General features: G+C 70.6%; 19 protein-coding genes. 12 read left to right on the top strand and 7 right to left on the bottom strand.

Translation table 11 applies throughout. The features are described from left to right. The first annotated feature begins 39 nt into the window (after nucleotides 1–39). The gene (locus tag Q9R19_RS00095) at nucleotides 40–702 is read left to right on the top strand and encodes a DNA alkylation repair protein (RefSeq protein ID WP_311254323.1); all 663 of its coding nucleotides are present in this window, start codon (nucleotides 40–42) and stop codon (nucleotides 700–702) included. Between the two features lie 21 nt (nucleotides 703–723). On the opposite strand, the gene Q9R19_RS00090 is transcribed toward Q9R19_RS00095, so the two are convergent. Further along, nucleotides 724–1,860 carry a hypothetical protein gene (locus Q9R19_RS00090; protein WP_311254322.1) on the bottom strand — a complete coding sequence of 379 codons (1,137 nt, stop codon included), beginning with the start codon at nucleotides 1,858–1,860 and terminating at the stop codon, nucleotides 724–726. A gap of 303 nt (nucleotides 1,861–2,163) precedes the next feature. After that, complete coding sequence (locus Q9R19_RS00085) at nucleotides 2,164–3,249, bottom strand: DUF998 domain-containing protein (protein WP_311254321.1); 1,086 nt, start codon at nucleotides 3,247–3,249, stop codon at nucleotides 2,164–2,166. Nucleotides 3,250–3,273: 24 nt separating this feature from the next. Between Q9R19_RS00085 and deoD the strand changes: the two genes are divergently transcribed. The 4 genes from deoD (at nucleotide 3,274) to Q9R19_RS00065 (ending at nucleotide 6,906) form a co-directional block, all read left to right on the top strand. Continuing rightward, nucleotides 3,274–3,984 (top strand): purine-nucleoside phosphorylase, encoded by a 711-nt coding sequence (gene deoD / locus Q9R19_RS00080; RefSeq protein WP_311254320.1) that lies wholly within the window; start codon nucleotides 3,274–3,276, stop codon nucleotides 3,982–3,984. A 155-nt stretch (nucleotides 3,985–4,139) separates the two neighbouring features. Further along, nucleotides 4,140–5,177: an FUSC family protein gene (locus tag Q9R19_RS00075; protein ID WP_311254319.1), complete on the top strand. Its 1,038-nt coding sequence runs from the start codon at nucleotides 4,140–4,142 to the stop codon at nucleotides 5,175–5,177. Between the two features lie 74 nt (nucleotides 5,178–5,251). Further along, a complete protein-coding gene (locus Q9R19_RS00070; RefSeq protein WP_311254318.1) occupies nucleotides 5,252–6,097 on the top strand; it encodes a hypothetical protein in 846 nt (281 codons plus the stop codon). Beyond that, nucleotides 6,094–6,906 (top strand): hypothetical protein, encoded by an 813-nt coding sequence (locus Q9R19_RS00065; RefSeq protein ID WP_311254317.1) that lies wholly within the window; start codon nucleotides 6,094–6,096, stop codon nucleotides 6,904–6,906. Before Q9R19_RS00070 ends, Q9R19_RS00065 begins: the two co-directional genes overlap by 4 nt. Before the next feature lie 96 nt (nucleotides 6,907–7,002). On the opposite strand, the gene Q9R19_RS00060 is transcribed toward Q9R19_RS00065, so the two are convergent. After that, nucleotides 7,003–7,650, bottom strand: coding sequence for a TetR family transcriptional regulator (locus tag Q9R19_RS00060; RefSeq protein WP_311254316.1), 648 nt, complete (start codon nucleotides 7,648–7,650; stop codon nucleotides 7,003–7,005). A gap of 58 nt (nucleotides 7,651–7,708) precedes the next feature. Here Q9R19_RS00060 and Q9R19_RS00055 point away from each other — a divergent pair, with 58 nt between their 5' ends. After that, the gene (locus Q9R19_RS00055) at nucleotides 7,709–8,521 is read left to right on the top strand and encodes an oxidoreductase (RefSeq protein ID WP_311254315.1); all 813 of its coding nucleotides are present in this window, start codon (nucleotides 7,709–7,711) and stop codon (nucleotides 8,519–8,521) included. A gap of 39 nt (nucleotides 8,522–8,560) precedes the next feature. After that, on the top strand, nucleotides 8,561–11,155 hold the full coding sequence (locus tag Q9R19_RS00050) for a DUF3516 domain-containing protein (protein ID WP_311254314.1): 2,595 nt from the start codon (nucleotides 8,561–8,563) through the stop codon (nucleotides 11,153–11,155). 154 nt (nucleotides 11,156–11,309) lie between these two features. Here Q9R19_RS00050 and Q9R19_RS00045 read toward each other — a convergent pair whose 3' ends face one another. Continuing rightward, nucleotides 11,310–12,872, bottom strand: coding sequence for an SDR family NAD(P)-dependent oxidoreductase (locus Q9R19_RS00045; RefSeq protein ID WP_311254313.1), 1,563 nt, complete (start codon nucleotides 12,870–12,872; stop codon nucleotides 11,310–11,312). An 80-nt stretch (nucleotides 12,873–12,952) separates the two neighbouring features. Between Q9R19_RS00045 and Q9R19_RS00040 the strand changes: the two genes are divergently transcribed. From Q9R19_RS00040 to Q9R19_RS00025, 4 genes are read left to right on the top strand one after another with little or no spacing between them, the layout of a single operon-like run. Next, complete coding sequence (locus tag Q9R19_RS00040) at nucleotides 12,953–14,032, top strand: M4 family metallopeptidase (protein ID WP_311254312.1); 1,080 nt, start codon at nucleotides 12,953–12,955, stop codon at nucleotides 14,030–14,032. Continuing rightward, a complete protein-coding gene (locus Q9R19_RS00035; protein ID WP_311254311.1) occupies nucleotides 14,007–14,354 on the top strand; it encodes a protealysin inhibitor emfourin in 348 nt (115 codons plus the stop codon). The genes Q9R19_RS00040 and Q9R19_RS00035 overlap by 26 nt, the downstream gene beginning before the upstream one ends. Nucleotides 14,355–14,381: 27 nt before the next feature. Then, the gene (locus Q9R19_RS00030) at nucleotides 14,382–15,167 is read left to right on the top strand and encodes a hypothetical protein (RefSeq protein ID WP_311254310.1); all 786 of its coding nucleotides are present in this window, start codon (nucleotides 14,382–14,384) and stop codon (nucleotides 15,165–15,167) included. Between the two features lie 23 nt (nucleotides 15,168–15,190). After that, nucleotides 15,191–15,376, top strand: a complete 186-nt coding sequence (locus Q9R19_RS00025; RefSeq protein WP_311254309.1) for a hypothetical protein — start codon at nucleotides 15,191–15,193, stop codon at nucleotides 15,374–15,376. A 145-nt stretch (nucleotides 15,377–15,521) separates the two neighbouring features. On the opposite strand, the gene Q9R19_RS00020 is transcribed toward Q9R19_RS00025, so the two are convergent. Further along, a complete protein-coding gene (locus tag Q9R19_RS00020; RefSeq protein ID WP_311254308.1) occupies nucleotides 15,522–16,022 on the bottom strand; it encodes a hypothetical protein in 501 nt (166 codons plus the stop codon). Between the two features lie 58 nt (nucleotides 16,023–16,080). On the opposite strand from Q9R19_RS00020, the gene Q9R19_RS00015 reads away from it, so the two are divergent. Then, nucleotides 16,081–16,833 carry a ribonuclease H gene (locus Q9R19_RS00015; protein ID WP_311254307.1) on the top strand — a complete coding sequence of 251 codons (753 nt, stop codon included), beginning with the start codon at nucleotides 16,081–16,083 and terminating at the stop codon, nucleotides 16,831–16,833. Between the two features lie 73 nt (nucleotides 16,834–16,906). On the opposite strand, the gene Q9R19_RS00010 is transcribed toward Q9R19_RS00015, so the two are convergent. Beyond that, a complete protein-coding gene (locus tag Q9R19_RS00010; protein ID WP_311254306.1) occupies nucleotides 16,907–17,884 on the bottom strand; it encodes an SRPBCC family protein in 978 nt (325 codons plus the stop codon). Nucleotide 17,885: 1 nt separating this feature from the next. After that, the gene (locus Q9R19_RS00005; protein WP_311254305.1) at nucleotides 17,886–18,347 is read right to left on the bottom strand and encodes a metalloregulator ArsR/SmtB family transcription factor; all 462 of its coding nucleotides are present in this window, start codon (nucleotides 18,345–18,347) and stop codon (nucleotides 17,886–17,888) included. Nucleotides 18,348–18,641: the final 294 nt, after the last annotated feature.

The following is an 18,641-nucleotide window of genomic DNA, read 5'->3' as shown; positions in this document are numbered from 1 at the left end:
CACACCCGGGTGGACCTGACGCTCGCCTACCCTGGTCCCATGCCCATGACCGCCTCCGAAGCACTGGCCGCGCTCGCCGCGCTGGAGGACCCGAAAGCGCGCGCGGTCAACGAGCGGCACGGCGACGCGCACGGCGTGAACCTGTCGAAGATGCGCGCGCTGGCGAAGCAGGTCGGGATGTCGAGCGATCTGGCTCGCGAGCTGTGGGACAGCGGCGACGTCGCCGGGCAGCTGCTGGGGCTGCTGATCGCGAAGCCCCGGGAGCTCTCGGCGGACGAGATCGATCAGATGCTGCGCAGCACCCGCAGCGCGAAGGCGCACGACTGGCTGGTCAACTACATCGCGAAGAAGTCGCCGCTCGCCGAGGAGCTGCGGTTGCGCTGGTTCGAGGATGCGGATGCCGACGCCCGCGCGGCCGCCTGGTCGCTGACCTCCGTGCGGGTGCAGAAGACGCCGGCGGGCCTGGAGCTCGGCGCCCTGCTGGACCGCATCGAGAGCGAGCTTCGCGATGCGCCGAGCCGTGAGCAGTGGGCGATGAACGAGACCCTGGCGACCATCGGCATCCATCACCCAGCGCTGCGCGAGCGCGCCGTCGCCATCGGCGAGCGCCTGCAGGTGCTCGCCGACTACCCGACCCCGCCGAACTGCACCTCGCCGTTCGCGCCGGCGTGGATCGCCGAGATGGTGCGCCGACAGGGCTGAGCGGGCTCGGTGCCGATCGCCTCAGTGGTGGAAGAGGCGCAGCCCGGTCGTGACCAGCGCGATGCCGTGCTCGGCGGCGGCCGCGGCGACCTCGTCGGAGCGCGTCGAGCCGCCCGGCTCGACGATCGTGCCGACGCCGTACTCGGCCGCGTGGTCGACGTTGTCGCGGAACGGCAGGAAGCCGTCCGACACCAGGGTCACGTCGTCGAGCCGCTCGGCCCACTCCTCGCGCCAGCCGTGCTCGTCGTAGCGGCCGGATGCCGCGGTGCCGAAGAGCTCCTCGAATTCGACGCGCTGCGCGCCGGTCATCTCGGCACCGGCGAAGCGGATCTGCCAGTTCAGCCGGTCCTGCCGCCGCATCCCGTCGACCGTCGGCAGGTCGCGCACGAACGGATGCCGGCGCAGCCACCACACGCGCGCCTTGGCGCCGGCGAGCCGCACGCAGTCGACGCGGTTCTGCTGGCCGGCGCCGATGCCGATCGCCGCCCCGTCCTTCACGAGCACGACGGAGTTCGACTGCGTGTAGCGGGCGGCCGCCATACCCAGCAGCGCGTCCCGGCGATGGGGTGCGTCGAGGGCTCCCTCCGGCAGCGCGGCGGCGAGTTCGGCGGCATCCCGATCCTGCTCGAGCACGGCACCCAGCACCTCGCGGCGCTCGCGCGCAGGCGGCTGCCAGTCGGCGCCCGCCTCGAAGATCAGGAAACTGCCCGACTTCTTCGCGCGCAGGATCTCGACGGCACCCTCCTCGTAACCGGGGGCGATCACCGCATCGCAGATCACGGTGCGCAGGAACTCGGCGGTCTCGGCATCCACCGGACGCGACAGCGCGACCACGTCGCCGAAGGAAGACTTCGGGTCGGCGTCGCGAGCGCGCACGTAGGCGGAGATGAGGCTGTCGGCGGCGGCGCCGGCCGTGCGCCAGGTCTCGGCGGCGACGTCATCGACGGCGCCGGCGAGTGCGGCGCCGGCCGGTGAGACGTGCTTGAAGGATGCCGCGGCGGGCAGGCCACCGGCCGTGTCGGCCTCGCGCACGAGCGCGAACGCGTTCAGCGCATCGAGGTAGTTGATCAGCGAGGGCGCGCCGCCTATGACGGCGGGCCCTCCTTCGACCGTGGCGGACTGGTGCGGATTCATCCCGTAGCGCACGGGCACTCCCATCTGTGATGGGCACCCAGGCGGGCGATGCCGTTGTGGTGCTCCCCGCCGGTCATCCGGCTTCGCCAGTCGCAGCTTCCAGGATACTCCGGCCGCCCGGCGCCGCGTCGGCCGCTCGACGCGGGTCCGCGGGGTCGGGCGCGGGATGGAAAACGCCGCTCCACGGGGCCGGGAACCAGCGCTTTCCATCCCGACGTCGGCAGCCCGGATGGAGAACGTCGCTCCGCGGGGTCAGGAACCAGCGCTTTCCATCCCGACGTCGGCAGCGCACGCGGGCGGAGCGGACGCCCGGTAGTGCGGGGGATCTCAGCGCAGGGGCGAGCGGCGGGCGGAGGGACGCGACACGTCGGGGGCGAGGATGCCGAGCAGCTGCACGAGCGTGGTCAGCCACAGCAGCACGAGTCCGACGACCACGGCCTCCAGCACCGTGACCGAGAGCACGCGCAGTCCGAACGCGAGCACGACCGCGATCCCGATGAGCACGACGAGCACGACCGTGAGCACGCGCAGCATCCGCAGCTCGCCCATCAGCACGGTCGCCATGACGGCGGCCGCGAGCAGCAGCGCGAGAGTCGCGAACGCGGCGATCGCGTGGGGCAGCGGCATCCGGTCCAGCGGGAGCAGGCCGACGGCGGCGAGCGCGATTCCCGCACCGGCCCAGGCGATCACGACGGCGGCGATGCCGCGCAGCGCGGCGTCTCCCAGCATCCGGTGCAGGTCGCGGCCGAGGTACGCGCCGGCGGTCGCGATCAGCAGTCCCGCGATGATCACGGTGCCGTTGAACGCCCAGCCGCCCGAGCCGATGCCCAGCTGCGAGAAGCTGCGCTCCCACCAGGCGGCGTCGGTCGCGGTGAGCATCGCGAACAGCGTGCCGATGATGAGGAACGCGAACAGCAGCGCCGCGACGTCGCGCGTGCTCAGGCGGATGCCGGTGCGGAACGCGGTCCTCCCGCCGAGAGCGGATGCCACGGCGGTGAGCAGCCCACCGCCGACGGCCGGCAGTTCGAGCCCCTGCAGGCCGGTGGCCAGCACCTCGCCGGCCAGCAGCACCCCCAGCCCCGTGACCCCGGCGAGCGCGGCGGTGACCGCGACGGCGCTGACGTCCGAGACGACGGCCTGCCAGAGCGGCATCGGCGCGGTCTCTCCCGCCCGGTGCATCCGCGTGCTGATGACGAACGCGATCGCGGCGATCAGCCCCGCTACCAGGGCGACCGGGATGATCACCGAGCCGTCACCGCTGAACGGTCGCGCAGCGCCCCAGAGCACGGCGGTGCCGGCGAGCAGGCCGACCACGAAGCAGACCGCGGTGGCCCACAGCATCCGCCTCTGCTCGCGCAGCATCCGCTCGACGTCCATGCCTTCATCGAACCACTCCCCGCCTTCATCGACCATTGCGCGCCGACCTACGCTGGTGACATGAGCACTCACATCGGCGCCGCGCCCGGAGACATCGCCCCCGTCGTCCTCTTTCCCGGAGACCCGCTGCGGGCGAAGTGGATCGCCGAGAACTTCCTCAAGGGAGTGACGCTGTACAGCGAGGTGCGCGGGATGCTGGGCTTCACCGGCACCTGGAACGGGCACCGCATCTCCGTGCAGGGCTCTGGCATGGGCCAGCCGTCGATGTCGATCTACGCCAATGAGCTGTTCGACTTCTACGACGTGCAGACCATCGTGCGCGTCGGCTCGTGCGGTGGCCTGACCGAGCGTGTCGGCATGCGCGACCTCATCATCGCGAGCGGCGCGTGCACCGACTCGGGCATTAACCGCACGCGCTTTCACGGGCTGGACTACGCCCCGGTCGCGGACTTCTCGCTGCTGCGCGCGGCCGTCGAGGCGTCGGAGTCCCTGGCGCTGCAGGAGCGCACCCACGTGGGACTGCTGTACTCGAGCGACCAGTTCTACACCACCCGCCCCGAGCTGACCGAGCCGCTCGTCGCACACGGCGTGCTCGCCGTGGAGATGGAGACCAGCGCGCTGTACACGCTCGCCGCGTACCGGCAGCGCCGCGCCCTGAGCATCTGCACGGTCTCGGATCACCTTGTCACGCACGAGGAGACCACCGCGCAGGAGCGCGAGCAGACCTTCGGCGACATGATCGAGATCGCGCTGCGCGCCGCCACCGCCTGAGGCATCCCCTCGCCCGTTCGCCCGTTGCGCTGTCTCGGCGCTTCGCGGGGCCCGAATGGCCCCCTCGACGCGCGGGATGCCGCGCTTCGGGACCCGCGAACCTCGGCGACACCCCGATTCGGGACCCGCGAAACCCCGGCGACTACGGTTGACGCATGCGCTTCCCCGCCACGATCCGCTCCGCGCGCCGTGCACCGCTGCTGCAGGTGCTGAAATCGGCCGCCGCGACGATCGCCGCCTGGCTGCTGGCGGGCTGGCTGATCCCCGGACCGCTGCCGGTGTTCGCGGCGATCGCGGCGCTGCTGGTGGTGCAGCCGAGCGTCAACCAGTCGCTCTCCAAGGCGCTCGAGCGCAGCGTCGGCGTGATCGCCGGGGTCGTGGTCGCGGTGCTGCTGAGCCTGCTGCTGGGCCCGCAGAGCTGGGTGGTGCTGGCGGCTGTCGTGGTCGCTCTGCTGATCGCCTGGGGACTGCGCGCCTCGTCGGGCACGGGCAATCAGGTCGCGATCTCGGCGGTGCTGGTGCTGGCGCTGGGATCCTCCACCCCCGACTACGCGCTGAACCGCATCATCGAGACGCTGATCGGCGCGGCGATCGGCTTCGTGGTCAATGTGGTGATCGTGCCGCCGGTGCTCACCTCACCGGCGCGGCGTGACATCGGGATGCTGGGGCGCGAACTCGCCGCATCCCTCGACCGGCTCGCCGCCGCCCTTCCCGTCAACCGCACCGCTCCCCAGCTGCAGGAGCTGATGCTCGAGGTGCGGCTGCTGCGGCCGATGAAGGATGCCGCTGAGGCGTCCCTGACCGCCGCCGAGGAGTCCCTCGCGCTGAATCCGCGGCGCGGCCGCCATCGCGACGACCTGATCGAGCTGCGCGCACTGTTCGAACGGCTCTCGCCGGTGGTCACGCAGGTGATCGGCATGACGCGCGCGTACATCGACCACTACGAGGATTCGCTGGCCGGCGACCCGGCCGTCGGCGCGATCGCCGAGCAGCTGCGCCGTGCCGGACACGACGCCCGGCTGGCCGTGCAGACGGCCGACGCCGCCCCCGAGCCCGAGGCGACGACGTCGATGATCCCGGCGCTGACGACCCCGCTGATCGTCCGCCCGCCGGCATCCGATCACTGGATCCTGATCGGGTCGCTCATGGAGGATCTGCGCCGCATCCATGACGAGCTGCGTCACGAACCCTGACCCCCGGTGGGCAGTCCTCCCCGTTCCGGCCGCGCGCAGCCGCCGCTAACCTCTCGCAGTGAGAGGAGAACGACGTGACCGTACCCGCACTTCCCGCGCCGCCGGACCCGGCCGCACCGGTCCGGCAGCCGGCCGAGTCCCCGCGCAGCGGACTCGTCATCGCGCTGGCCGTCGTGTGCGCGGTGCTGCTGCTCGCGACGATCGCGTTCGGCGGCGGGGCGCTCGCGCTCTCGAGTGCAGCGGATGCCGCGCCGGCGCCCGCACCCTCGGCATCCGCCACCCCCACTCCCACGCCGACCGCCGAGCCCCTGCCCACGGTGCACGGCTGGCCCGTGAGCGTGGTCTCGGACATCGAGTTCCGCCAGTTCTTCCTCTCCGAAGAAGACGACCGCGGCTTCTCGGCGCTCTACGCCGACGTCCGCAACCCGGATCAGAAGCAGGCGGCGACCGTGTTCTTCGACGTGAGCCTCTACGACGAGGACGGCAGTCTGCGCGGCCGGTGGCCGGCGAGCCAGTACCTGCTGCCTGGGCAGGAATCGATCTTCCTCTCGCCCCTGAGGCAGGACCTCTCGCAGGTCGCCTCGATCCGGATCGAGCAGGTGGACCTCGACCTCGGCGCACCGATCACGGTCGGCACGGTCACCACCGACAAGCTGCGCGGCGGCGACGGAAACCTGGTGGTCGGCGACTTCACGTCCACGCTGGACGCTCCGACCGACGGCGCCGACGTCTTCTTCGTCGCGATCGTCGACAAGGAGATCGTCGCGGCGTGCTGGGCATTCGCCGAGATCCCCGCGAACGACACGTTCGACGCGCACTGCCGGCTCGAGGCGGCATCCGTCACCGAATCCGACTTCGACGGGACGCTGCCCGACGACGCGAAGATCGCGACCTTCTTCTCGCTGGATGTGCCGCTGTGACCGGCTCGGCTCGACACGGCGTCACGATCGCGCTCGCCGTCCTCGCCGCGGTCCTGGTCGCCACGACCGCCTGGACGGGCGTGCAGCTGTTCGGGCAGGTCACACGGCTCGCCGGGACCGCCGCGCCGGAGACGCCCGTCGCCACGACGACGCCCACCCCGACGCCCACCGTGCGCCCCGAGACGGTGGCCGGCATCCCGATCCGCACCGACAGCACGCTGACCGTGGGCGCGTGGATGGCGGAGCCCTGGAGCGACGGCCGGGCCATGCTGTACGCGCCGATGAGCAGCGACTCCGACCAGGCCGTCCAGGCCGGCTTCGACGTGACGGTCTACGACGAGCAGGGGCGGATCCTCGATCGCTCGCCCACGCACGTGGGGCTGCTGCCGGGCACGCCCGCGCTGGCGCGCGTGCAGGTGAGAGTGGAGGACGGCTCGACCCCGGCATCCATCGTCGTCGAGCAGACCTCGATCGAGAAGAAGGCCTCGCCGTACAGCGGCTCGATCACGGCGGACGAACTGACGTTCGAGCCGGATGCCGGTCACCGTGTCATCGCGCGCGTGTCATCGACGCTCGACCCCGCTCCCGAGGGTGCGGACCTCTACTACGTCGGCTACGTCGACGGCGCGCCGATCGGCCTGTGCTGGCGGGCCCTCGATCTCGACGCCGGCGGCGATGTCGCTGACGGCTGCTACCTGCAGCCCGTCTCGACCGAACCTCTCGAGCGCACGGAGTACGGACTGGTCGAGGTCCCCGAGGGCGCGGAGCTGAAGATGTTCATCGACTTCGATCTGTACGCGCTGTTCTGAGCCGCGCGGGTGTTCGCGGGTCCGCAATGGTGGCTTCGCGACGAGCGAGGCAGCCACTCGGGACCCGCGAAGCGCAGGCTGCGGCGCGCCCGCGGGTCAGAGCCCGCGCAGCACAGCGTCGACGGCGTAGCGCAGCTCGGCACCGGCATCCGTCACGTCCTGCTGCTCGGCGCCCCCGAGCCGGGGGAAGCGCTCGACGACCGCCTCGCCCAGCCAGGGCGCGGGCGGGTCGGCCCGCAGCGTGCGCTCGAGCGTCGCGTAGATGCGCACCAGGCTGTCCAGCAGCATGGCCAGGCGCAGCGCGTCCACCTCGGGGGCGTCGTCGAGCGCGGCGACCAGGGCATCGATCCAGGCGTACGCGCGCGGCTGGGTCGGCATGCCGGTGGGAGTCACCTCGGAGAGCCACGGATGCTGCGCGTACCGCTGCGCGAGGTGCTCCACCCACCGGCGGCAACGGGCTCGCCAGTCGTCGCCCGTGATCGCCGGCGGGTCGCCGACAGCACGATCCACCATGAGCTGGATGAGCGTGGCCTTGTCGTCGACGTAGCGGTACAGCGCCGTGGTGGTCATCTTCAGCTGCGCGGCGACGCGAGCGAGCGAGAGCGCCTCGAGCCCGGTCTCGTCGGCGATGGCGACCGCCGCGTCCGCCACCTGCTGAAGGCTCCACCGCGCCTTCGGCCCCCGCACGGTGGGCGGGTCGACGCCCCAGAGCTGACGAAGTGCGCGATCTCCTTGACTGTGCATGCCATTCACTGTAACGTATCCATATCAGTGAACGACATTCACAGTAAGGGACCACAGCATGACGAACATTCTCATCACCGGAGCCTCCTCGGGAATCGGCGCCCGCGCCGCAGCCATCCTCGCCGCACGTGGTCACACCGTCTACGGAGCCGCCCGCAGCATCGAGGCGATCGGCCGCATCGACGGCGTGACCCCGGTGGCGCTCGATCTGACCGATCCGGAATCGATCCGGTCGGCTGCGGCGCAGGCGACCGCGAACGGCCCGATCGACGTGCTGATCAACTGCGCCGGCTACGGCGAGTTCGGCAGCGTCGAGGAGACCTCGCTGGATGACGCGCGGGCCCAGCTCGAGGTGAACGTGCTCGGCGCGGTCGGGCTGATCCAGGCGGTGCTGCCGGGCATGCGCCAGGCGGGCCGCGGGCGCATCGTGAACGTCTCGTCGCTCGCGGGGGAGTTCGCCTCACCGCTGGGCGGCTGGTACCACGCCTCCAAGTTCGCGCTCGAGGCGCTGTCGGACTCGCTGCGCGGCGAGGTCGCGCAGTTCGGCATCGACGTGACGCTCGTCCAGCCCAGCTACGTCGCCACGGACTGGCACGACACCGCGATGGACCGGCTCGAGCTCACCTCGGCTCGCGGGCCGTACGCCACGATGGCCGCGGCGATGCGCCGCTACTTCTCGAACCCGGCGCTGGCCAGGCAGATGTCCAGCCCGGACGCCGTCGCCGAGCTGATCGTGAAGGCCGCGCTGACCGAGCGCCCGAAGACCCGCTACCGCATCGGCCCCGGCGCGAACGTCGCCGTCGCCCTCGCCACCTTCCTGCCCGACCGCGCCTTCGACGCCCTCACACGCAAGCAGTTCGGGTACGCCTGAGCCCGAACTGCGCGGGCACCCGCGTGAAAGGATCGACGGGTGACTCCTCTCGACCCGTCCGCCGTCCGCGATGCCGATGCGGATGCCGTGTACACGGCCTTCGTGGAGTGGGCGGAATCCACCGGCATCCGCCTCTATCCGGCGCAGGACGAGGCGGTGATCGAGATCGTCTCGGGGCAGAACGTCATCCTCTCCACGCCGACCGGCACGGGAAAGTCGCTGGTCGCGATCGGCGCGCACTTCGCCGCTCTCGCGGACGGCAGGCGCAGTTACTACACGGCGCCGATCAAGGCACTGGTCAGCGAGAAGTTCTTCAGCCTGGTCGAGGTGTTCGGCGCGGAGAACGTGGGGATGGTCACCGGCGACTCCGCGGTCAACGCGGACGCGCCGATCGTCTGCTGCACGGCGGAGATCCTCGCGAACCTCGCGCTGCGCGAGGGAGCTGACACTTCGACGGGGCTCAGTGCAGGCGCAGTCGGCCAGGTGGTGATGGACGAGTTCCACTTCTACGGCGACCCGGACCGCGGCTGGGCGTGGCAGGTGCCGCTGCTCACCCTGCCGCAGACGCAGTTCGTGCTGATGTCGGCGACCCTCGGAGACGTGACGGAACTGGCATCCGATCTCACCCGCCGCACCGGGCGTGAGACCGCCGTCGTCACCGGCGTCGAGCGGCCGGTGCCGCTGCACTTCTACTACGAACTGACGCCGATCCACGAGACGATCGAGGATCTGCTCACAACCGGTCAGGCGCCGGTCTACATCGTGCACTTCTCGCAGGCCGCGGCCATGGAGCGCGCGCAGGCGCTCGCCAGCGCGAAGGTCGCCACCCGGGAGCAGCGCGACGCGATCGCCGCGCTGATCGGCGGGTTCCGCTTCACCACGGCGTTCGGCAGGACCCTGTCGCGGCTGCTGCGGCTGGGTATCGGCGTGCATCACGCCGGGATGCTGCCGAAGTACCGCCGCCTGGTGGAGCAGCTCGCCCAGCGCGGGATGCTGCGGGTGATCTGCGGCACCGACACTCTGGGTGTGGGGATCAACGTGCCCATCCGCACGGTGCTGCTCACGGCGCTGACGAAGTTCGACGGGCAGCGGATGCGGCAGCTGAACGCCCGCGAGTTCCACCAGATCGCCGGCCGCGCCGGCCGGGCCGGGTTCGACACCGCAGGCACCGTGGTGGCGCAGGCGCCCGAGCACGAGACCGAGAACGCGGCCGCCATCCGCAAGGCGGGCGACGACCCCAAGAAGAAGCGCAAGATCATCCGCAAGAAGGCCCCGGACGGCTTCGTGTCGTGGGGCGAGCCGTCCTTCCGCAAGCTGATCGAGTCGGAGCCCGAGACCCTCACCTCGCGCATGCAGATCACCAGCGCGATGATGCTGAACATGATCGCGCGCGGCGGCGACGTGTTCGGCAATATGCGCGCGCTGGTATATGACAACCACGAACCGCGGTCCCGGCAGCGGATGCTGGCGCTGCGAGCGCTCGGGATCTTCCGCACCCTGCTGGAGTCCGGCGTCGTGGAGGTCGTTGACGACGCTTCGATCCCCACGCCCCACTCCGAGGCGCGTGGGCCCGGCTCAGCGGCCCAGGATGGTGGGTCCCTGAGGCTGTCGAAGGGTGTACGCCTGACGGTCGACCTGCAGCCCAACTTCGCGCTCAACCAGCCGCTCTCGCCGTTCGCCCTCGCCGCGTTCGAGCTGCTCGATCCGGACTCGCCCTCCTTCGCGCTGGACATGATCTCGATCGTGGAGTCGACGCTCGACGACCCGCGAGCGATCCTCTCTCAGCAGGAGTTCATCGCCCGCGGCGAGGCCGTGGCCGCGATGAAGGCCGAGGGCATCGAGTACGACGAGCGCATGGAGCTGCTCGAGCAGATCACGTGGCCGAAGCCTCTGGAGGAGCTGCTCTCGGTCGCGTTCGAGACGTTCAGCGCTGCGCAGCCGTGGATCCGCGACTTCGAACTGCATCCGAAGTCCGTCGTGCGCGACATGTACGAGCGAGCCATGTCGTTCGGGGAATACGTCGCGTTCTACAAGACGGCGCGGTCGGAGGGCGTGGTGCTGCGGTATCTGTCGGATGCCTATCGTGCGGCGTCGCAGACGATCCCGGAGCACCTGAAGACCGAAGAGCTGCGCGATCTGATCGAGTGGCTGGGCGAGCTGGTGCGCCAGGTGGACTCGAGCCTGCTGGACGAGTGGCAGGAACTCGTGAACGGCGTTCCGGAAGCCGGGTCGCTGGGAGACGAGCCGGTCGTCCCACCCGCTCCGAAGCGGCTCACCGCCAACGTCCGCGCGTTCCGGATCCTGGTGCGCAACGAGCTGTTCCGGCGCGTGCAGCTCGCCGCCCGCGAGGACGTCGAGACCCTGGCATCCCTCGACCCCGGCTTCGGCGCCGACGGCTGGGACGCGGTGCTGGATGCGTACTTCGCCGAGCACGACGAGATCCTCACCGGAGCGGATGCCCGCAGCTCGGCGCTGCTGATGATCGACGAGGGAGCTTCGCAGTGGACCGTGCAGCAGATCCTCGATGACCCCGCCGGCGACCACGACTGGCGCATCTCGGCGACGGTCGACCTGGCAGCGTCCGACGACGCCGGCGAAGCCGTCGTCCGGGTCACGGCGGTCGATCGCCTCTGACCGTCCCGCATCCGCTCTTCTCTGCCCGGTTCCGCACAGATGTCGGCTCAGATCACAGATGTCAGCCCAGGCCGGTCATCTCGTCCGACATCCGTGATCTCGTCCGACATCCGTGCCAGCGCACGCCGCATGTGTCCGCGCACGCCCCCGCGCCTCACCAGGGGCTCGGCTTGTAGTCCTTCAGAAACACGCCCTGCAGATCCACGCCGGCCTCGCCCTGCACGATCGGGTCGTACACGCGCGCGGCGCCGTCGACCAGGTCGAGCGGGGCGTGGAAGCCCTCCTCAGCGAGGCGCACCTTCGTGTAGTGCGGGCGCTCGTCGGTGATCCAGCCGGTGTCGACCGCGGTCATCAGGATGCCGTCGGTGGCCAGCATCTCGCCCGCGCTGGTGCGCGTGAGCATGTTCAGCGCGGCCTTGGCCATGTTGGTGTGCGGATGCCCCGGCCCCTTGTACCGGCGGGAGAACTGCCCCTCCATGGCCGACACGTTCACGATGTACTTGCGCCGTGCGGTCGACGCGGCCATCGCCGGCCGGAGCCGGCTGATCAGCAGGAACGGCGCGGTGGTGTTGCACAGCTGCACCTCGAGCATCTCCAGCGGATCGACCTGATCGACCGACTGCACCCAGCTGTTGACTCGGTTGACATCCGGCACGAGACCGCCTGCATCGATGGCAGATCCGTCGGCGTGCTTCTGCAGCGACGACGATCCCGGCGCCATCGCGAGGCGGGCGAGGTCCTCGGCGGTGAGCGCCTGGCCGCCCTGTTCGGCGACCGTGCCGCCGAGCGACGCGAGCGAGAGCAGCGGATGGGCATCCACCGACGCCTGCAGCGCCTGCGGGTGCGGGTCGGCGGTGTGCCCGAAGGTCTCCATCTCGGGCAGCGGTCCGCTCGGGAGCGGCTGCAGCTCGGCATCCGCCAGCAGCGAGTACGCACCCGGCGAGCGCCGCACGGTCTGCGCGGCGTTGTTGATCAGGATGTCGAGCGGGCCCTGGGCGGCCACCGATTCGGCCAGGCCGATCACCTGCGCCGGGTCGCGCAGGTCGATGCCGACCACGCGCAGCCGGTGCAGCCAGTCGGCCGAGTCGGGCAGTGATGCGAACCGGCGCACCGCATCGCGCGGGAAGCGCGTGGTGATCGTCAGGTGCGCTCCGTCGCGCAGCAGGCGCAGGGCGATGTGCATGCCGATCTTGGCCCGGCCGCCGGTGAGCAGCGCGCGCTTGCCCGTCAGGTCGGTGCGGGCGTCGCGCTTGCCGTGGCTGAACCGCGCGCAGTCGGGGCAGAGCTGGTGGTAGAAGGCGTCGACGAGCGTATACGGCTGCTTGCAGATGTAGCAGTTACGGGGCTTGAGCAGCTCGCCGGCGATCGGGGCATCCACGACGCTGGTGGCCAGATCGATGCCGCGGGTCTCGTCGTCGATGCGATCGGCGGCGCCGGTCGCGGTGCGCGCGACGACGGCCCGGTCGGCCTCGGCGATGGCGTCCCGGATCTCCTTGCGGCGGGCGCGCTTGACGGCGCGGAACATCTTGCCGGTGGCGCGGCGGACGGCGATGTAGTCCGGATGCTGCTGATCGACCTGATCGAGTTCCGCGAGCACCTTGAGCGCGATGGCGAGCTCGTCCGGGTCGATGCCGGATGCCGGGAGCTCGCTCCCCTGGGTCCCTGAGCCTTCCTGGGTCCCTGAGCTTGTCGAAGGGTGGGAAGGTGACTCGCTCATTGCGCCGATTCTACGCGGCGCGGCTGGGCGTTCCGGAGTGGGACCGCCCCTTGTCGGGGCCCCGGCGTATGGTCGGCCGTATGACCACCGGAGACGCAGCGCACACATCGATCCATCAGGGCATCGTGCCCGGGTACCTGCTGGCGCGTCTGGCCCGCTCCAGCCAGTACGAGCACGCCGCCGCGGCGGCGAGGCAGACGCTGATCAAGGGGCGGCCCGAGTACCACTCCACTCTCGAGCTGTCGGTCGACGAGCACGGCGACCTCGTGGCCGACATCCATGCCGCCCCGACCCGCACCATCTACGACGCGCACGGCACCGAGCAGCTGCCTGGCGACCGGGTGCGCGGCGAAGACGATCCCGAGGTGGCCGACGCCGCCGTGAACCAGGCGTTCGACGGGCTGGGCGACACGTTCCGCATGCTGCTCGGCGCCTTCGGGCGTGACTCGCTCGACGGCGCGGGCGCCCCGCTGAACGCAACCGTGCACTACGGCGAGAAGTACGACAACGCGTTCTGGAACGGCTCGCAGATGGTGTTCGGCGACGGCGACGGCGAGGTGTTCACCGGGTTCACCGGGTCGGTCACGGTGATCGGGCACGAGCTGGGCCACGGGGTGATCCAGACCACCGCCGGCCTGCAGTATCAGGGGCAGTCCGGCGCGCTGAACGAGTCCTGCGCCGACGTGCTGGGCGCGCTCACCGAGCAGCACGCACTGGGGCAGACGGCCGACCAGGCCAGCTGGCTGATCGGCGCGGGAATCTTCACGGATACCGTGCAGGGCCGTGCGCTGCGCGACATGCTGCATCCTGGCACCGCCTACGACGACGACGAGTTGGGCAGGGACCCTCAGCCGGCCGACATGGCGGGCTACGTGCAGACCGCTGAGGACAACGGCGGCGTGCACATCAACTCGGGCATCCCCAATCGCGCGTTCGCGCTGGCGGCGAAGGCGATCGGCGGCAACGCGTGGGAGACCGCGGGCCCGGTCTGGTACCGCGCGCTCATCGGCGGCCTGCCGGCCACCGCAGGTTTCACAGAGTTCGCAGAGCGAACCATCGCCGCAGCGCACGGCATCGGCGCTAGCGTGGAATCGGCGGTCCGAGACGCGTGGATCGCGGTCGGAGTGATCGAGGATGCAGCAGCACGAACCACCCGGTGACGAACAGGATCCCGGTACGCGGACCCCGCGGGACGCGGCCGGCGTCGTGGTCGCGGTGGTGCGCACGGGTGGGATCGCCGGGTTGCGCCGCCGCTGGCGTGTGGAGCCGGACCCGGCCACGGCACCGGAGTGGATCGCCCTGGTGGAGCGCTGCCCCTGGGACCAGCATCCGGATGCCGACCAGCCCGGCGCCGACCGCTACGTGTGGAGCATCCACGCGGTGCTGCACGACAGTCAGCGCGAGCAGGTGCTGCCGGATGCTCTGCTGCAGGGCGCCTGGCGCGAACTGGTCGATGCCGTGCGGGCGGCTGACGTCGGCTGAGTCCCCGCGATTGTCTATCCTTATCGCGTGAAGCGACTCACCGCCGTCTCGGCCCTCGCCGGGCTCCTGCTGCTCGCCGCCTGCTCTCCGGCCCCTCCGTCCCCGGATTCGACGGATGCGGCAGAGGCCACACCCGCGCAGCCCTCGGCATCCGCCCCCGCCGTCGTCACCGCGGCGGAACGGCCCGATCCCGCGGGCAGCTGCCTGAGCATCGACCTCGACGCCGCCACCGCCACGGGTGCGCAGCTGGGCACCTGCTTCAGCGATGCACTGCACGTGCTCGGCACGTTCCGCGCGAAGGCGGACATGGGCGACGAGCAGCAGCAGAGCGAGGTGCGGCTGCGCCCCGACGTCGCGATCCACGGCGTCACCACCGGAGGTGACGACCCGAACGAAGTGGTCTTCGTCGACGATGTCGCGTACCAGAACGACGGCACCGGCTGGGTGAAGGGCGACCCCGACTCCGACGATTCCGAGAAGATGATCGTCGGCCAGGCCGGGAGGGTGATGGTCGCCGTGTTCTCCGGTGACGTGCTGCGTGAGTCCGTGCAGGCCTGCCCGGTGTGGAACCTGCTGCCGGCGCGCGAGAAGACGACCCTGCCCGACGATGTGGTCGTCGAGGCGCGCGTGTTCGAGTGCGCGGCGCCGTACGACATGTTCGGCTCGACGATCACCGGCAGCCGGCTGCTGTTCGAGCAGGACTGGACCCCGGTCGGCGCGAGCTCCACCGCGACCGGGTTCGGGCAGACCGTGCGCTCCGAGCAGTGGTGGTACGACTTCGGCACGGATCTGGAGATCACCGCGCCGATCTGACCCGACGGGATGAGAATGGATGCATGGGACTGTTCTCGCAGAAGCAGCAGGAGCCGGGCGCGTGGGCGGCTCTGCCCGGTGAGCCGCTCGACGAGGAGAAGAACGAGCGGCTGGACGATGCGCCCGCGCTGGATCTGATGGGTCTCGGGCTGGGAGCGGAGTACTCCAGCACCGAGATCCCGGTCGCGCCGCCGGCGCCCGAGGACTGAGTCACGCGCGGGCCTTCGCAGGTCCCGGCGGGCGCGCCTTCGCGGGTGCGCCTTCGCGGGTCCCACATTGCGCCCTCCTACGCGCTGACCCCGCACATCGGGACCCGCGAGCGCGCACCGCGGAGCCGGGCACGTAGGTGGTGAGTCAGGATGCCGCGCTGCGGCCGGCTTCGAGCAGCGGGGCCAGGCGGTAGCATCCGACATCCGCGGCCAGCTGCACGCCGTCCGCCGATCGCACCACGACGCGCTCGCGCCCGAGGATGCGCACGATCCGGAACGAGACGATGTCGCGGTAGGCGATGCGGTGCTCGCGCCCGAGCACGGTGCGGAAGCGCACGGCATCCGCCCCGACGTCCAGATACCGGTTGCGGTGGGCGAGCAGCACGGCGACGCCGGCGAGGAACACCACGACCGACGCGATGCGCAGCGCCAGCAGATCGTCGGTGTACCGGGACGCGAACGAGACGAACCCCAGCGCGGCGCCGGCCACGAGGAGCGCGCCCCCGGCGAGGGGAACGAAGATCGGCATCCGCTGCCGCCTGGTCGCCGACGCCGGCGCGACGCGTCGGAAGAACCGGGCGACGATCACGACGACCAGCGTGATCACCACGAGGACGATCACGGCCTTGACGGCGAACCCGGACACCCCTCGACGATACCGACTCCGGCCGGGCGAGGTCGGCGGGACGCCGTACGGTGGAGGGATGACGATCATCGCCGCCGCAGACGGCTCCGCGCTGGGCAATCCCGGGCCGAACGGCTGGGCCTGGTACATCGACGACGAGCGCTGGGCGGCCGGCGGTTCGCCGCACGGCACCAACAATCAGGGCGAGCTGCGAGCCGTGCTGGAACTGCTGCGGGCGACGTCCGGCGTCGACGAGAAGCTGCTCATCGAGTGCGACAGCCGCTACGTGATCGACTCGGTCACCAAGTGGATGCCGGGGTGGAAGCGCCGCGGCTGGCGCAAGTCCGACGGCGGGCCGGTGCTGAACCGCGACCTGCTGGAGGGTATCGACGAAGCCCTGCGCGGGCGCGACGTGGAGTTCTCCTGGGTGAAGGGGCACGCCGGGCATCCGCTGAACGAAGCCGCCGACGAGCGCGCGAACGCCGCCGCGAAGGCGTATCAGCAGAAGCAGGAGCCGCAACGCGGGCCCGGCTTCGCCGCCGTGTCCGACGGCGGCGCGGCGCTCGCCGGTGCCATGGCCGTGCAGGCTGGCTCGCCCCGGCCCCAGAACCGGATCGCTGAGCGTGTCGAAGCGCGCCCGGCCGCCCGAACAGCATCCGCCGAACCGCTGTGGGCCCAGGCGTCGGACCTGCTCGACGGACTGGCAGAACCCGCGGCATCCGCCCCGCTGGAACTGCGGCTGACGCTCTCCGCAGACGAGCACGCCCGCCTGCGCGATCGCGCCGACGCCCAGGGGATCTCGCTGGAGCAGGCGCTGCGCCGGCTGATCTGAGCCGGGCCCGTCTGAGCCGGGCCGGTCTGAGCCGGCCCCGGCCCCGCGGCAGCCGGCGCGCGTCCCCTCCCGGTCAGGCGAGCACGGTCGACTCGAGCCGCTGGTACGACTGCTCCATGCCGTCGGCCATGCCTGTGGCGAGCACCGCGTCGCGGGTGTCCTTGTCGGGGAACTCCATGAGCACGGTGACCAAGGTCACGCCGTCCTCCTCGTAGAAGTTCACGTCGTTCAGGATGTCGGGGCCGTCGGTCCCCTGCATCCGCTCCACCTGCACCGCGCGGCGCGGCGGATCGACAAGCAGCATCTCGCCCTCGAACCCGAACGGCTCGCCCTCGGTGTCACCCACCGGCGCCCACGAGGTGCGGTAGCGGTCGCCGGGCTTGCGCGCGACCTCGCACTCGGTCATCTCCCAGCCGTCGGGGCCGAGCATCCACTGCCTGATCAGGTCGGGCTCGTTGTAGGCGCGCCAGACCAGGTCGATCGGTCCGTTGACCAGCCGCGTGATGCTGATATGCGTGTCGTCGAGGAACTCGACGGTGGTGCCCTTGCCCTCGGCGTACTCGCGCAGATCGCGCAGCACCGCGTCGATCTGCGACATCGCCATGCGAGTGCCCTCGATGACGCCCATGTCGATCACGGTCTGCAGCGCCTCGAGCGAGTCGAACGTGCTGGAGGTCACCATGCGCGTGCCGCTCTCGGTCGACTCGAACGTGAAGTCCATGCGCATGGCGGGCATGTCGGCGTTGGGCTGGCCGTTCTCATCGCTGAAACCGTCGAGCACGCTGAACCGGTGCGGCTCCTCGATCTCGAGGAACTCCCAGTAGGCGCGGGAGGTCTCGCCGCGCGGACCGGTCATGGAGTAATCGGCGCGGCCGCCGACCGTGTGATCCCAGGTGTGGAACCTGGCCGGCCAGCTGGGCGGGCCCCAGAAGCGCTCCAGCTGACGCGGATCGCTGTAGGCCTGCCAGACGCGTTCGATGGGGGCCGCGAACTCGGCGGTGACGGTCATCGTCAGGTTCTCGGTGTCGGCGTTGATGTCGATGACGGGCATGTCATTCTCCTGTGGTCTCGGTGGTTCGTGGTGGTTCGGTTTCCGGGGCCGCTGAGCCTGCCCGGCTCGCTGAGCCTGTCTGGGTCGCTGAGCCTGCCCGGCTCGCTGAGCCTGTCGAAGCGTCGGCGGCATCGCTCGCCAGCAGGTCGTCGAGCCGGGCGATGCGCGCCCGCCAGAGCTCTTCGTATCGGGCGAGCAGCGCCCGCGCGCGGGCGATCATCTCGGGGTTGGCGCGGACGAGCCGCTCGCGCCCCTCGGCGCGCTTGACGATGAGCCGTGCCTCTTCGAGCACGGCGACGTGCTTCTGCACCGCGGCGAAGGACATCTCGTAGTCGCGGGCCAGGTCGGACACCGACTGCTCGCGCTCGATCGTCCGACGCAGGATGTCGCGCCGGGTCGCCGTCGCCAGTGCGTGGAACACACGGTCGATCTCCGCTTCGCTGAGTTCTGTTTGTACAACCATTTGGTTGTACGTTAGAGCGAGCGGATGCCGGTGTCAAGCAGATCCTTGTCGGATACGCGTTGCGGTGACACAACCGGCCTTTGGATGACACAAGGCTCTTATGGAGTGACAACGTGTGTCACGAAACGCCGATGTCTTGCAGAAGTCGCGCCTCTCGCGGGAGGAACATCAGAGGCAGATACAGGAGCGATGGGGCTCCGGTCGCCCCTTCGTCTTCGCATCATCCGAACGCGGATACACGTGCGAGAGTGAAGCGCCCTGGGTCTGATGGAGACTCGCGCTATTTGATTCCGA

Source organism: Microbacterium sp. ARD32 (assembly GCF_031844385.1).
GTDB lineage: Bacteria > Actinomycetota > Actinomycetes > Actinomycetales > Microbacteriaceae > Microbacterium.
This window is presented reverse-complemented; position numbering and strand designations above follow the sequence as displayed.